The sequence below is a fragment of the Kitasatospora sp. NPDC088783 genome, from assembly GCF_044750705.1.
GTDB lineage: Bacteria > Actinomycetota > Actinomycetes > Streptomycetales > Streptomycetaceae > Kitasatospora > Kitasatospora fiedleri.
Genome location: NZ_JBIVKJ010000004.1, coordinates 348002 through 362427, shown reverse-complemented (window position 1 = coordinate 362427; position 14426 = coordinate 348002). Strand labels below are relative to the sequence as shown.

8 protein-coding genes, 3 tRNA genes and 1 pseudogene are annotated in these 14426 nt (G+C 76.1%); 3 read left to right on the top strand and 9 right to left on the bottom strand.

From position 1 onward, the window contains the following. Window positions 1-132: 132 nt before the first annotated feature. The 4 genes from ACIP60_RS14100 to ACIP60_RS14085 all read right to left on the bottom strand — a co-directional run bounded on the left by ACIP60_RS14100 (window position 133) and on the right by ACIP60_RS14085 (window position 7194). Window positions 133-996: a hypothetical protein gene (locus ACIP60_RS14100; protein WP_400683444.1), complete on the bottom strand. Its 864-nt coding sequence runs from the start codon at window positions 994-996 to the stop codon at window positions 133-135. Between the two features lie 123 nt (window positions 997-1119). Then, entirely contained in the window at window positions 1120-2070 is a 951-nt protein-coding gene (locus tag ACIP60_RS14095) for a C40 family peptidase (RefSeq protein WP_400683441.1), read from the bottom strand. Continuing rightward, window positions 2067-3449 carry an SPFH domain-containing protein gene (locus ACIP60_RS14090; protein ID WP_400683439.1) on the bottom strand — a complete coding sequence of 461 codons (1383 nt, stop codon included), beginning with the start codon at window positions 3447-3449 and terminating at the stop codon, window positions 2067-2069. The genes ACIP60_RS14095 and ACIP60_RS14090 overlap by 4 nt, the downstream gene beginning before the upstream one ends. 211 nt (window positions 3450-3660) lie before the next feature. Next, window positions 3661-7194: an Ig-like domain-containing protein gene (locus ACIP60_RS14085; RefSeq protein ID WP_400683437.1), complete on the bottom strand. Its 3534-nt coding sequence runs from the start codon at window positions 7192-7194 to the stop codon at window positions 3661-3663. A 299-nt stretch (window positions 7195-7493) separates the two neighbouring features. Between ACIP60_RS14085 and ACIP60_RS14080 the strand changes: the two genes are divergently transcribed. Both ACIP60_RS14080 and ACIP60_RS14075 read left to right on the top strand, forming a co-directional pair. Continuing rightward, on the top strand, window positions 7494-7910 hold the full coding sequence (locus ACIP60_RS14080; protein WP_400683434.1) for a globin domain-containing protein: 417 nt from the start codon (window positions 7494-7496) through the stop codon (window positions 7908-7910). Window positions 7911-7920: 10 nt separating this feature from the next. Further along, a complete protein-coding gene (locus tag ACIP60_RS14075; protein ID WP_400683431.1) occupies window positions 7921-9120 on the top strand; it encodes a globin domain-containing protein in 1200 nt (399 codons plus the stop codon). 105 nt (window positions 9121-9225) lie between these two features. On the opposite strand, the gene ACIP60_RS14070 is transcribed toward ACIP60_RS14075, so the two are convergent. The 3 genes from ACIP60_RS14070 to ACIP60_RS14060 form a co-directional block, all read right to left on the bottom strand. Next, window positions 9226-9301, bottom strand: a tRNA-Arg gene (locus tag ACIP60_RS14070). A 34-nt stretch (window positions 9302-9335) separates the two neighbouring features. Continuing rightward, a tRNA-Arg gene (locus ACIP60_RS14065) sits at window positions 9336-9411 on the bottom strand. Window positions 9412-9585: 174 nt separating this feature from the next. Then, window positions 9586-9676 (bottom strand) — tRNA-Ser (locus ACIP60_RS14060). Window positions 9677-9877: 201 nt separating this feature from the next. Between ACIP60_RS14060 and ACIP60_RS14055 the strand changes: the two genes are divergently transcribed. Beyond that, window positions 9878-13249 carry a PAS domain-containing protein gene (locus tag ACIP60_RS14055; protein WP_400683429.1) on the top strand — a complete coding sequence of 1124 codons (3372 nt, stop codon included), beginning with the start codon at window positions 9878-9880 and terminating at the stop codon, window positions 13247-13249. Window positions 13250-13341: 92 nt separating this feature from the next. On the opposite strand, the pseudogene ACIP60_RS14050 reads toward ACIP60_RS14055, so the two are convergent. Together ACIP60_RS14050 and ACIP60_RS14045 are read right to left on the bottom strand one after the other, a co-directional pair. Further along, window positions 13342-13614 (bottom strand): annotated as a pseudogene (locus tag ACIP60_RS14050) (ATP-binding protein); the annotation flags it as partial. A gap of 251 nt (window positions 13615-13865) precedes the next feature. After that, window positions 13866-14372, bottom strand: coding sequence for a DUF4396 domain-containing protein (locus tag ACIP60_RS14045; protein WP_400683426.1), 507 nt, complete (start codon window positions 14370-14372; stop codon window positions 13866-13868). Between the last annotated feature and the right edge of the window lie 54 nt (window positions 14373-14426).

The window sequence follows — 14426 nt, the reverse complement described above, 5'->3', positions numbered from 1 at the left end:
CCTCCCACCGACGCAGCGGGAGGGGCGCCGCCGTCTCTGCGGGATCTCGCGGTCCGGACCGGTAATCACCCCGATGACCTGCGGCCCTCGGATCGATCCCACCACGCTGGCGGAGCCCCGGGGCCGCGCCCGTCACTCGTCCTCGTCGTCGAATTCGTAGGGCGGGATGGTCCATCGCAGCACCGTCTCGCCCGCCGCGTCGGCTTCGAGGGTGACCGGATAGACCTGGCCGGCGTCCCGCTCACCGTGGTGCCTCATCGAGTGGTCACCCTGGTCCCATTCGATGCCGAGCGCCTGGCAGCCGCCGACCTCGATCACCCCGGCGCGCAGCGGGTGGTGCCACCCGGCTCGCCGGAAACGGTGGTCGTCGGTGTGCTTGTCGATCGAGACCGCGAGGCCCTTGCCGTGGAGGCGGTCGCACCAGGCGGTGAGTTCGGCCGCGCGGGCGACCGCCTCGGCCAACGGGAGGTCGAGCCACCCGTGCGGTCCTTCGACGCCGTACTGCGCGGTCCGCTCGCCACCGAACTCGGCGTGCGCGTCGTCCGCGTACCGGCCCCAGTAGAAGACGTCGGCGAGTCCGTCGGCCGGCTCGTCGTTCATCCCCGTCCACGCGTCCAGCCCTGTGGCGTCGCCGATGACCATGCCGCACCGGTCGACGGGCAGGTCCCCGAGCCGAACCGGCACCGACCGGTCCGCGGACTCGGGCCACTTGCGGCCGAGGCTGATCTCCAGGGTCGCGATCGCCGGTTCCTCGTCGAACGGGGACGGCGAGGTGCTCGCCCGCACCCCCAACGGCCGGTCGGCGGCGGCCGGGACCGCGACCGCCTCGCACGACCACTCGCGAAGATGGCCTCCGCCCGACGACGCTGCCGTCCTGGCGCGCCCGGACAACGGCTGCCCGAGCTTCCGCCAGTAGTCGATCCACCTGGCCATGCCGAGCACCAGCACGCCGGACGGCGCGTCGACGGATCCCAGCTCCACCCAGGTCTCAGACATGCGCCGATCCTACGGAGACCGGACGACGCGTGGTTTCCCGGCATTCTGCCGCCGCCGACACGGCAGCGGCAGAATGCCGGGAAACCGACAGGTCCAGCGCGGAACCGCCGTCTTCCCGGGCGCTCAGTAGCGGCCGAGGAAGTCCGGGTAGTAGCCGCTGGTGAGGCGGGAGACCCGGACGTTCGTCCCGGGGCGCGGGGCTTCGACGTAGGTGCCGTCGCCGAGGTAGACGGCCACGTGGTGGATGCCGGAGGCCCGGTCGTTGCTGGACCAGAACAGCAGGTCGCCGCGCCGCAGTTGGCCGGAGCCGATCGGGGTGGCGGCCCGGTACTGGTCGGCGGCGACCCGGGGGGTGGAGATCCCGGCCCGGCGGAACGCCTGCTGGACCAGGCCCGAGCAGTCGAACCCGTCGGGTCCGTTGCCGCCCCACACGTACGGTTTGCCGACCTGCGCCAGCGCGTAGGACACCGCCGCCTCGACCCCGCTCGCGGCGGGTCCGTCGGACTGCCCGGCGGAGGCTCCGCTGTCGCCGGTCCGGGAGACGTAGACGTCGTAGTGGCTGGTGTAGCGCCACTCGCCGGCCGCGTTCCTGAACCAGTAGACCTTGCCGTCCCAGCCCTGCCGGATTCCTCCGGAGGACTGCGCCGGGGCGGACTTCGACGGCGGGGACTGCGGCTGCGCGCCCTTGGCGCCGCCGGTGCGGTCGAGGTAGACGTCGTACCACTTGGTGTAGCGCCACTCGCCGGCCGCGTTCTTGAACCAGTAGACCTTGCCGTCCCAGCCGGGGCCGGACGGTGCGGGCACGGCCTGCGCGGCGGTCGCGTCGAGGCCGAGACCGGCCGCTCCGGCGCCCGCCAGCACGGTGCCGGCCAGCAGGGTCGAACGCACGGCCCGGTGTATTCGGCCCGCCCGCTCGGCCGCGCCGGACCCGCCGGTGCGGGCCGCCGGCCGGGCGCACGGGGCGCAGCGGCAGGTCGGGGCACCGTCGGATTCGGCGAAGCCCAGCAGCGGGGCCCCGGAGAAGTCCGGAAGGTCGGTGGGGTCGGTGGATATCGAGGCGAGCGCGGTGGTCACGCGGGTTTCCCTTCCTTGCGGTTCGGGCGGGCGGCCGGAGCGGGCACCGAGGCGGTGACCCCGGCCGGGGCGACGAACGCGACCAGCAGCTGCTCCATCAGGGCGCTGCGCGCGCTGTCGTCCAACTCGTGGGCGGTGGCGTGCTCCAGGCGTCGCACCGCGAGCGCCGCGGCCTCCACCGCGTCGTCCACCAGGACGGTCCGCAGCCCGGCGTCCAGGTCGGCGAGCCGGCGGCGGCGCATCGACTCGGCGACCTCCGGCGCGTAGTCCAGGGCCAGCGGCTGCACCGAGTAGACCTCGACCCCGGCCGGGGCGGTCTCGGCGGCCAGCGCCCGGGTCAGCTCGTCGGCGAACCACTGGCCGTCGCGCAGCGCGGGGCCCGGCGCGGAGTTGGAGTCGCACGGCAGGAGGGAGGCGGTTCGGGTGAGAACGGCCTGCACCTGCTCGCGCAGATACGTTTCGTGTTCGGCGATGCCCAGCGTCACCCGGGCGGTGTCCTTGACCCGCCACACGATCAGCAGCCGCACCACCAGCGGCGTCCCGGCCCGGTCGGTGACGTGCACCGGCTCGCTGCGCCAGTGCCGCAGCCGGACGTCCACCCGGCGGCGGCGCAGCAGCGGGTTCACCCAGAGCAGGCCGGTGCGGCGGACGGTGCCCCGGTAGCGGCCCCACCGGGTCAGCACCCGGGTCTCGCCGCCCGGGTTGGACAGCATCCCGCCGAGCGCGGCCAGCATCACCAGCCCGATCGCGCTGACCGCGGCGACCGTGCCGTCGTCGACCGCGGCCCGCCCGCTGTCCAGCGCGGCCGGGCCGCGCAGGTCGGGCACCCCGGCCAGTCGCGGGAGCGCCCCGGCCCGGGCCAGCACCAGCAGCACCCCGGCCGCCCCGGCCAGCAGCACCAGCAGCGGCAGCCAGCCCGGCAGGACGAAGGCGCGCCGCTCGCGCAGGGACTGGTCCGCGCGCGGCGGCCGGCGGTGGGTCGCGGCCTCCGCCGCCGGGGGCGCCGACGGCTGCTTCGCGGTGGCCGTGCTGAGCCGGCGGAGCCCGCCGGAGACCGCGCCGCGCGGACCGGTGGCCACGGCCGCGGGTTCGGCGGCGGTCGGTTCGGCGGCGGGGCGGGGCGCGGGCGGGAGCACGGACGGCTCGTCCGCGCCGACCGGCACCAGGCGGGCCGGGTCGACGGCCGGGTTCACCACCGGGAGCGGCTGGGTGGCCGCGCCCCGGTCGAGGTCGTCCTCGACCGGCGGGGCGGCCGTGATCAGCGGTTTGGCGACGGCCTTGGCGACCGCCTTGGTCAGTTGGGTCGCACCGACCGGGGGCTGGGGTGCGGCGGGGGGCCAGGAGTTGGGTCGCGGCGACGAGTCGCGGGTGACGTCCATGCACGTGTCCTAAGGGTCAGTGTGTCGCGCAACGGGCGGCCCGGATCTGACGGGCAGTGCCAGACTCAGGCTAGGTTGATAAGTCATCAAATGCGACATTTAGCAGGCAGTGTGTCGGTCTGTCCGCTATGCGGATGCGCGTCGGCCCGCCCGCCCTGAACTGCGGGAACGAGCGGGCCGACCGGAGATCGGAACCGGACCGGACGGCCCGTCAGCGACGCCGGGTACCACTCCCCCGGCCGAACACCCGGCGGGTCAGCAATCCCACGCCCGCCGCGACCAGCAGCGCCCCGCAGGCCAGCCCGCGCCACCCGGTGGCCGCCGCCCGGTGCGCCGCCGCCACCACGTCCGGCGGCGGCGCGGCCGGCGTCCGCGACTGCGGCTGTGCCTGCCCCGCCTCGTCCGCCGGATCGTCCGGGGCCGAGTCGCCGTCGGCCTCCGGCCCCGAACCCGGATCGGAAGCGTGAGCGTGAGCGTGATCGGGAGCGAAGGCTGACGGGGCGTCGGACGGCGGGGCCGGTGCCTGGGCGGACGGGGACGCCGAGGGCGAGGGCGGCGCGGAGGCGGGAGCGGGCCCGGACGGGGCCGGGGACGGCGGGGCGGACAGCACCGTCACGTCCGCCGAAGCCCGCCGGGTCGCGCTCGGCGCCACCGGCGGCAACGGCGTGCCGACCGGGGGCGTCGCGACCGGCGGCGCAGTCGTCGCGGGCGGCGTGGTCGCGGGCGGGGTGACCCGGCTCGGCGTGGCCGTCGCGGGCTGCACCGGCCGGGCAGGCGCCCCGGGCGGCACGGGCGCCGGGGCGACCTGACCACCCGTCGGGTCGGCGGTCGGCGGCACCGCGACAGCGTGCGCCTCGGACGGCGAGGGCGCGCCCGGGACGCCGGGTGCGCTCGGCGCGTCCGGGAGGACGCCCGGCGAGGGCGGGGCGGGAGCGGTCGACGTGTCCGGGGTCGGCACGACGATCGGCACCAGGTCGGACGGCACCGGCAGCGTCAGCTCGGGCTCGACCGCCTTGTCCGCCCCCGGCGCGGAGGCGGACGCGGACGCGGAGGCGGAGGTTGACGCGCTCGGCGACGGGGCGGACGTGGGCGTCGGGCTCGCGTCCGCACCGGCCTGGGCGCCCGTCGGCGGGACCACGATCGGCAGCACCTCGGGCGGCACCGGCGCGTCCGGCACCGGCGCGTCCGGCGCCGCCGGGGAGGACGGCACCGCGGGCGAGCCGGAGGGCACGGCGCTCGACGGCGCGCCGGACGCGGAGGCGGAGACGGAGGCCGACGCGCTCGGCGACGGGGCGGACGTGGGCGTCGGGCTCGCGTCCGCACCGGCCGGGACGTCCGTCGGCGGGACCACGATCGGCACCGACGCGTCCGACGCCGCCGGGGAAGGCGCGGCGCTCGACGGCAGGTCGGACGCCGACACGGACGCCGACGCCGACGCACTCGGCATGTCCGCCGCCGCCGGCGACGCACTCGCGCTCGCACTCGGCTCCGCACTCGGGCTCGCGCCCCCGCCCGCCGTCCCGGCGAGGTGCACCGGGACCGGATCGCCCGGGGTGCCGTTGCCCGCGGGGTCGGTGGCGGTGGCGAGGAGGGTGAGGTCGCCGGGGGCGAGGTCGCGGGCGGGGGTGCAGGACCAGGTGCCGTCGGCGGCGGTGACGGCGCTGCAGACGGTGGTGCGTTCGTCGCCGTGGCCGGTGGCGGCGGTGACGGTGACGGTGGTGCCGGGCTCGGCGCGGCCGGTGATCCGGGGGCGGGCGGTGTGCAGGAGTTCGCCGCTGCCGGGGGCGGTGAGCTGCGGGCGGTCGGGGGCGGCGGTGTCGACGGTGAGGGCGACCGCCTTGCCGTCGGAGCGGTTGCCGGCGCCGTCGGCGGCCCGCGGGGTGAGCTGGTAGCGGCCGTCGGCGAGGTTCTCGACCGGCAGGCAGGACCAGGTGCCGTCGGCGGCGACGGCGGTGGAGCAGAGTTCGCCGCCGTCCCGGCCGGGGGTGCCCGCGGTGACGGTGACGGTGGAGCCGGGTTCGCCGAGGCCGGTGAGCAGCAGGCCGGGGTCGTTGGTGTAGGCGGGCAGGGTGAGGACGGGGGCGGTGGGCGGCGTGGTCCGGACGGTCAGCCGGAACTCGTCGCCGCGCAGCACCATGCCGCTGCGGGTGGTCTCCACCGGCACCAGGGCGTGGGTGCCCTCGGTGAGCGGCTGGTCGGGGCGGCAGTTCCAGGAGCCGTCGTTTCCGGCCTTGGCGGTGCACAGGGTGGCGCCGTTCTCCTGGACGGCGATGCTCGCCCCGGCGACCGCGCCGTCGCCGCGGAACTCGGGGCGGGGCTCCCGGGTGGTGCTGCCGGGGATGGGCAGGCCGACCTGGGGCTTGGCGGCGCCGATCGCGATGCCGACCTTCTGGTCGACGACCTGCCCGGAGTCGGCGAAGCCGCCGGGGGTGACGACCTGGGCGCCGCTGCGGGCCAGCCGCAGCCGGACCCAGGTGTCGCCGCCGGTGGCCCCGGCCGGGACCTGCCACTCCAGGGCGGTGCGGTCCGCCCCGGCGGGGACCTCGGTCTGCACCCGCTCCAGCGGGTCGAAGCGGCCGTTGTGGTCGAAGTCGATCCAGCCGGCCAGGACGGCGGGGCCGCTGCCCGCGTTGACCGGCACGTCCAGGTGGTAGTAGCGGCCGACGGCGGTCTCGGCGGGGAAGCTCAGCGTGGGATCGGCGCCCTGGTACTCGGCGCGGCCGGGCTGGAGCAGCGGCGGGGGCGGGCTGGCCCAGGGGCTGCGGCGGCTCTCCCCGCCGTCGATCTCCACGCTGGGGGCGACCGGCCCGGCGTCGGGCGCCGGCGGGGGCGGGCTCGCGGGCGGGCCGGGCCGGAGCGGCCGCTCGACGGTCTGGGCCAGGCCGGGGCGGGCCCGGGTGGCGGTGGTCGCGGCGTCCTGGCCGAGGAACAGGTCGGAGACCAGGTGGGAGACGTTCCCGTAGTCCTGCGGGGCGCTGCCGAGGCCCTCGTCGAGGGTGACGGTGTACGCCTGGCGGAGCGGGGCGGGCGGGGTGGTGGAGCCGTTCTCGGCGGTGGAGCGCTGCTCGACCCGCAGCGACACGGTCGAGACGGTGCCGGCGAGTTCGAGGGTGCCGGTGCCGTCGGCGCTGCCGTCCGGCCCGGCGTCGGGGGCGGGGGCGAGCTCGCCGGAGCCGACCGTCCAGCCGCGCCAGCCGGTGCGGCCGACCAGGGCGGGGGCGGCGGGGCTGCCGCCGGTGACGGTCAGCCGGGTGCTGGTGCCGGTGCTGCCGTCCTTCGAAGTGGCCCTCCCGGACAGGCCGCTGACGTGCAGTCGGGGGTTGCGGACCGGGCGGGAGAAGGAGAGCTGGAGGGTGCCGAGGGTGTGCCAGGAGCCGTCGGCGCCGGGGCGGCGCTCGGCGGCCCGGAAGGTCTCGGCCGGGTCGCCGGGGCGGATGCCGTCGGTGTAGGGGCTGTCGCTGCCGCCGGGGCGGTCGGCGAGCCGGCCGGGGGCGGTGTCGACGTTCACCCCGGGGACGGCCGCGTAGTCGAACTGGACGGTGAGGCCGGAGGGCAGGACGGCGCGCCGTTCGGCGGACCAGGCGTCCGGGGTCTGCTGGGCGGCCGTCGGCGGGACGCCCAGGCCGGTGAGCAGCCCGGTGGCGATCAGGGCGGCGGTGCGTCGGCCGATGCGGGGGCGGGCCCGGTCACGGTCGGCCGGGCGGACGTCGGGGGCCGGGGCCCGGTGCGGGAACTGTCGGCACATCCGGCTCTCCTCTCGGTGTCGTCGCCCCCCGGAATCGCGGTCCGATCGCCCTGCACCCGAATGGTCATGACGATCCGACAAAAGGTAATCACGATCTGGTTTCGGTCATACCGCGACACCTGCTCATTTCCGCCGACACCACCCGATTGGCGGCCACTCGGTCAGCAGTGTCTGGATACCCGCCCGACTCACCGTCAACTCCCGCGAACAGGAACCAATCGGGCACTACCGCCCACTGGTTGACTTCCCGTCAGTCATCCCTGTTCGAATTGGTGGGTTTATCAGTAGAGTCGGCGGGCGTGACAATCGATCCCACTCTCGTCAAGAGCAGCTTCGCCGTCGTCGAGCCCCACGGCAGCGAGGTCACCGCCTACTTCTACACGCACCTGTTCGAGCACAACCCGGACGTCCGCAAGCTCTTCGCCGAGCACATGAACGAGCAGCAGGACCGCCTCTGGGCCGCGATAGCCACCCTGGTCGACCGGCTGGAGGACACCGACACCGTGGTCAACGTGCTCCAGGGCCTGGGCCGCCGGCACGCCGGCTACGGCGCCCTCCCCGAGCACTTCCCGGCCGTCGGCGGCAGCCTGCTCGCCGCGCTCGCGCACTTCGCCGGCGACGCCTGGACCCCGGAGGTCGAAGCCGCGTGGACGGCGCTCTACGGCGTCATCACCGAGGTCATGAGCGCGGCGCTGACCGAAGAAGCCACGGGCTGAGAGCCCCCCGGTGGCCTTCGACCCCGCGGTCATCCGCGCCAGCTTCGCCGTCGTCGAGCGCCGCGCCGATCAGCTGACCAAGTTCTTCTACGCCCACCTGTTCACCAACAACCCCGGTGTCGAAGAGCTCTTCCCGGCGCGGCTCGCCGAACAGCGCGACCGCCTCTTCGCCGCGCTCACCCAACTCGTGCTGCGGCTGGAGGACCCGGAGAAACTCACCGACTACCTGGGGGCGCTCGGACGCGACCACCGGAAGTTCCAGGCCGCCCCCGAGCACTACCCCGCCGTCGGGGCCAGCCTGATCGCCGCGCTCAAGCACTTCTCCGGCCACTACTGGACCCCCGAGATCGAGAAGTCCTGGATCGAGGCCTACACGGCCATCTCCCAGGCCATGATCGACGCCGCCGCGGCCGTCCCGGAGTCCACCCCGCGCTGGTGGAACGCCGAGATCACCGGCCACCGCCGCGCCGCCCCCGACCTCGCGGTGCTCACCCTGCGGCCCGACCGGCCGTACCCGTACACCGCGGGCCAGTACCTGACGGTCTGCTCCGACCGCCGCCCCCAGGTCTGGCGGCCCTACTCCGTCGCCTGTGCCCCCCGTCCCGACAACACCCTGGAACTGCACGTCCGCCGGGTCCCCGACGGGGCGGTGTCCACCGCGCTGGTCGACGAGGCCCGGCTCGGCGAGCGCCTGCGGATCGGCCCGCCGCTGGGCGACGCCGTGCTCGCCCCCGGCTCCGACCGGCCGCTGCTGATGGTCGCCGCCGGCACCGGCTGGGCCCCGGTCAAGGCCCTGCTGGAACAACTCGCCCAGGACGGCGGACGGCCCGCCACGGTCTTCGTCGCCGCCCGCGGCGACCAGGACCAGTACGACCTGGACGCCGTGCACGAGATGGTCGGGGAACACGCCTGGCTGCACGCCGTGCTCGCGGCGCCCGGCCCCGGCGCCTCCCGCCACGAGGCCGCCCGGCTGCTGCGCGAGGGCCTGCGCGAGTACGGGGACTGCTCCGGCCACGACATCCACCTGTCCGGCCCGCCCGACCTCGTCCCCGCCGTCGGCGCCCAACTCCAGGAACAGGGCGCCGAACCCGGCCTCCTCCGGCACGACCCCGTCACGCCCACCTTCAACCGCAGCCGCCCGCTCACCCCCGCGGAGTGGTTCCTCGAAGAGCGCGACGTGCCCTGGATCAACCGGACCGAACTCGGCTGACGCCGCTCCCGCCGCCCCCCGGACACCACAGCGGGGGGCGGCGGGACCGGCGGCACCTCCCGGGAGCACGACGAAGGCCCCGGGCGGGAACCCGGGGCCTTCGGCTGGTGCGCTCAGCAGGATTCGAACCTGCAACCTCTTGATCCGTAGTCAAGTGCTCTATCCGTTGAGCTATGAGCGCTCGGACGGCCCCTTGCGGAGCCGCGAGCGGAGTTTGGTGCGCTCAGCAGGATTCGAACCTGCAACCTCTTGATCCGTAGTCAAGTGCTCTATCCGTTGAGCTATGAGCGCTCGCCCCGGCGGACTGGCCTCCTGGGCGGTGCGGGGACAACATTACATGACCGTCGACCTGGGGCGAAATCGATTGCCGACGGCCCGGCGACCCGGCGGCGCGGGCCCGGACCGCGCCGGACCCGGACGACGCAGGAGCCCCGCCGGTCAGTGACCGACGGGGCTCCCGGTGAGCGGAGGCGGAGGGATTTGAACCCTCGATGGACGGTAAAGCCCAAACCGCATTAGCAGTGCGGCGCCATAGACCGGACTAGGCGACGCCTCCAACAGCCGGACCACGACCGGCACTCCGGCGCGTTCCGTGCGACTGCGATGATGCCACAGCCGACGGCCCCGGCACCAACCACCACAACGATACTGGCCGGGTCGTCCACGGCGCAAAGAAGAATGAGATACTTCCCTCTCCGAGGAGAGCCAGAGCCGCCCGTCGCAGCGGCGGCACGAAGCCGTGAGGAGACCTGTCGACGTGAGCAGCAGGCCGACCCGAGGCGCTGCTCGCCTCGCCGCGATACTCGATGCACTGCCCGAACCGCTGCTGCTGGTGAACAGCAACGGCACCGTGGTCGACGTCAACAAGGCCGCCGTGGAGAGCCTGCAGGCACCCGGCACCTCGCTGGTCGGCATGGGCGTGCTGGACCTGCTGCCGGAGTTCGACCCCAGTCGGATCCCCGGTTCCATGCGGCCCCCCGCGAGCGAGACCGAGAGCCTGGACCGACCGGTCCGAATGACCGCACGGCGCACCGACGGCACCGCCTTCACCGTCGAGGTGTCCGGGAACGACTTCACCGACGAGGGCGGCGGGGAGGCGCACGGCTTCCTGTCCTTCAACACCAACGACCAGGGCCTGCTGCTGCTCCTGGTCCGCGACATGTCGGCCCGGCTCGGCGTGGAGTCCGAGCTGCGCCGCCAGCACAAGCAGACCGAGATGATCCTGCGCGCCGCCGCCGAGGGCGTCCTCGGCGTCGACCTGGAGGGCCGCGTGGTGCTGGTCAACCCGGCCGCCGCGCACATCCTGGACTTCCGGGCCAGCGAGCTCGGCGGCCGCGAGCTGCACCCGCTGATCCAGCACTCGCAGCCCGACGGCAGCCCGCTCGCCGCCGAGAGCTCCGCGCTGATGGACACCCTGCACTCCGGCCGCAAGCACCGGATCCGCGACACCGTGCTGTGGCGCAAGGACGGCCGGCCGGTCACCGTCGACCTGACCACCGCCCCCGTCCGGGACGGCGAACAGCTGGTCGGCGCGGTGATGACCTTCACCGACCGCACCCGCGAACTCGCCCTCGCCGCCCGCAACGAGCACCTCACCGCCGTCCTGGAGAGCGAACTCGGCGGGGCGCTCACCGCGCTGCACGGCCGGATCGACGCGCTGGCCGCCGACCCCGCCGGGCAGCTCTGGCCCGAGGCCAACTGGACGCTGCGCCGGCTCGCCGACGAGTGCCGCCGGTTCGGGAAGCTGATCGACGGCGTGCTGGAGCACCAGCGCTTCGAGGCCGCCGCCGACCGCGGCAAGGCGTCCCTCGACCGCGAGCGGGTCGGCCTGGACGAGGTCGTGCAGCTCGCCGTCGACCGGGCCGGGGAACTCGTCGGACCCGGCCGGGTCCGCTACTCGGTGCACGCCGCCGCCGTGAAGGTGCTCGCCGACCGCGAGCGGCTCGCCCGGGCGCTCGCCCACCTGGTGGCCGACGTCAGCGGCGTCACGCCCGTCCCCGGGCCGGCCCGGACCGAGGGCGAGGGCCCCGCCGGGGCCTCGTTCGCCGGGCCCGCGCCGGCCGGCGAACAGCCCCCGATGGTGGTGCTGGCCGCCGCCCGGCGCGGCGACGTCGCCCGGATCGAGGTGCGCGGCCCCGCCCGCAGCTCCAGCGCCGTGCACCTGCCGATCGCCCGGGCCGCCGTCCAGCGGCACGGCGGCGTGCTCCAGCGCCACGACCTGCCCGACGGGGGCGGCGCCACCTACGTGGTGGAACTGCCGCTCGACCCCGACGGCGACGCGTCCGGCGGGCCGGACAAGCAGCAGCACGTCCCCAAGGACTCCGACACCGCGATGATCCCGGACCTGCCCGGGCAGGCCGGTCCGGCGGGTCCGGACGCTCCGGCCGGACCGCGTCCGGCCGAGGGCGGGGCGTCGGGCGACCCGGCGGCTGCGGGCACCCCGGCGGCCTCGGGCACCGGGGCGCGCGCCGACGACACCCAGGGCTCCGGCCGCCGCCGGGCCCGGGCCGCCGAGGCGCGCGAGGGCCGGGACGCGCCGGAGCAGCAGGCCCCGCGCGGGCCGATCGCGCTCGGCGCCGGGCCGGCCGCGGACGACACCTCCGGCGGCGGCGCGATCGCCCTCGGACCGGCCGAGGGCCCCGAGGGCGGCGCCCGCTCCGGGCGGCGGGCCCGCCGGGCCGCCGCGCAGGCCGCGCCCGGCGACAGCTCCGGGGCACTGCGCATCCCCGGCGTCCCCGACCCCGGGACGCCCGTCTACCCGGGCCTGGAGAGCGCGCTGGCGGCCGCCACCCCGGAGCCGGTCACCCCGACCGCCCAGCCCACCGGACGCCGGCGGCGGCTCGCGCTGCCCGCCGACACCGCCCAGAGCGCGGAGGAGGTCACGGCGGTCCTGCCGCCCGTTCCCGCCGCCGACCCGGCCCCGCCGGCCGCACCGGCACCGGGCGCTGGTGCTCCGGGCACCGGTGCTCCGGACGCCGGGCCGTCGAACGGCGCGCTGGAGGTCGCCCGCCCCGCCGCCGCGGCGCTGCCCGCCGGGGCGGACGCCGCCCCGCAGGCCCCCGAGCCGGTCGGCAGCGGACTGGGCGAGTTGCTGCCGCCGCGGCCGATGGGCGGTTTCCCGGCCGCGTTCCCCGGCGCTCCGGTGCCGGGCCAGGCACCCGCCCAGAACGCGCTGCCCGTCGGCGGGAGCGGCCCCTCCGCGGTCGACCCCGTCCTGCTGAACGGCCAGCGCCTGGGCGGGACGGCCCCGCAGGGCGGGCCCGGCGAGGGCGGCGGCCCCGGGGCGGCCCTGGCGCTGCCCGGCGGGCCGGGCGGCGCACCCGTCGAGGGGCGCACCCCGCCCCGGCCGATGGCCGAACTCGCCCGGGCCAGGGACCTCCCGCAGGACGGCCCGCGCCCGCTGCTGGTGTGGCCCGAGCCCGACCCGTCCACCCGGGGCGCGCTGGAGACCCGGGGCTTCCGGCCGGTCGTCGTCGCCTCCCGCGAGGAGGTGGACGCGCAGGTGCCGCAGGCCCCCGCCGCGCTGTTCGTCGACCCGCTGACCGGCCCGATCACCCGTACCGCGCTGCAGTCGCTGCGCACCGCCGCGCTGGCCGGGCGGGTGCCGGTGCTGCTGGCCGCCGGCCTCGGCCAGGCCACCCGGGACGCCGCGTACGGCGCCGACCCGGCGGTGCTGCTGCGGGCGCTCGCGCCCCGGGACGGCGAGAACCACGCGGCCCGGGTGCTGCTGGTGGAGTCCGACCCGGAGGTCGCAGCGGCGCTGGTGGCCAGCCTGGAGCGGCGCGGCATGCACGTCGAGCACGCCGCCGACGAGAACGAGGCGGTGGCCCGGGCCAGCAGCCTCCAGCCGAACCTGGTGGTGCTGGACCTCCAGCGGATCGAGCGCCGCAACCTCGGGCTGCTCGACTGGCTGCGCGCCAACGACCGCCTGCACCGCACCCCGCTGGTCGTCTACACCTCGGCCGACCTGGACCCGCAGGCCCGGGCCGGACTGCGCACCGGCGAGAACGTGCTGTTCCTCGCCGAGCGCTCCACCACCGAGGACGTGCAGGGCCGGATCGTCGAACTGCTGGCCAGGATCGGCGCGTTGGGCCAGTTCGCGGGGGCGGGTAGCAGCACCTCCTTCTGACGGGTCGTCAATCGCCTTCTCCGGGAGGCCCGGCCGACGGGAGGCGGGCCACCAGGCGGGCGCCGTGCGGCGATCCTGGCGGCGCGCAGGATGCCGCCGTGGTGCTCGGCCAGGTCGCGGGCGATGGCCAACCTCAGCCCGGCGCCGCCGAGTTCGCGGCTGCGGTCGTCGTCGAGCCGGGTGAAGCGCTCGAACACCCGCTGCCGGCCCGGCTCCGGGATGCCCGGGCCGTCGTCGCGCACCTCCAGCACCCCCTCGTGCTCCTCGACGGACAGCTCGACCTCCACCCGGCCCGCGGCGTAGCGCCGGACGTTGTCGACCAGGTTGGCGAGCAGCCCGGTCAGCCGGGTTCGGTTGCCCAACACCCTTTCCCCGGAGGCGAGTTCGTCCAGGATCGGGACGCGGTCGGCAGCCCGGTCGGCCGGTACTCCGGTGACCCGCAGGCCCAGGTCCAGGAGTCGGGTGGCGACCGGGTCGGCGGCGGTTCCTGGCCGGTGGAGGTGCTCGGGCCGGACGGCGTCCGGCACCTGGTGGCGGTCGACGGCGCCGACGGGTCGGTCACCGGCAACCAACACCGTCGCCGCCGGACGCCGAGCAGCCGGGGTGGTGGCCGGGGTCAGTGGTAGGCGTGGACCACCGCGTGGCCCCGGCCGCGGCCGATCAGCCAGCGGTTGACCGGGACGGTGACCAGGAAGGCCAGCACCAGGGAGCCGGCCAGCGACGCCCAGAACAGCGCCTGGCCGAGACCCGCGTCCATCGCCCCGGGAACGGTCACCATGACGCCGTTGTCGATCAGCTCCATGACGATGATCGACACGGTGTCGGCGGCCAGCGCGACCTTCAGCGCGGCCCGGAAGGGCAGACCGGCCCTCCGCACGCCCCGCATGGTCAACGCGTAGCCGAACACGAAGGCGAGCGCGGTCGACAGCACCACGGTCGCGCCGTTGTGCAGGCCGAGGCCGACGCCGATCACCTGGCCGAGCACCTCGCCGATGGCGCAGCCGGTGAGGCAGTGCAGGGTCGCCTGCGCGGCGGTGCGCCAGCCGCTGCCGCCACCGTCGCCGTGCCCGGGGTGCGGGTGCGGGGCGTGCTGCGCGTGCCCCTGGTGCGTGCTGTGCTCCATGACGGCCCTCCTCGACCGAACCGGTGCGGGTTCCTCCGACCACGAAGAACTACA

Excerpts from the sequence above, each read along its gene's own strand:
- ACIP60_RS14090 (WP_400683439.1), bottom strand. The coding sequence starts at position 3,449 with ATGGACGTCACCCGCGACTCGTCGCCGCGACCCAACTCCTGGCCCCCC.
- ACIP60_RS14100 (WP_400683444.1), bottom strand. The coding sequence starts at position 996 with ATGTCTGAGACCTGGGTGGAGCTGGGATCCGTCGACGCGCCGTCCGGC.
- ACIP60_RS14085 (WP_400683437.1), bottom strand. The coding sequence starts at position 7,194 with ATGTGCCGACAGTTCCCGCACCGGGCCCCGGCCCCCGACGTCCGCCCG.
- ACIP60_RS14045 (WP_400683426.1), bottom strand. The coding sequence starts at position 14,372 with ATGGAGCACAGCACGCACCAGGGGCACGCGCAGCACGCCCCGCACCCG.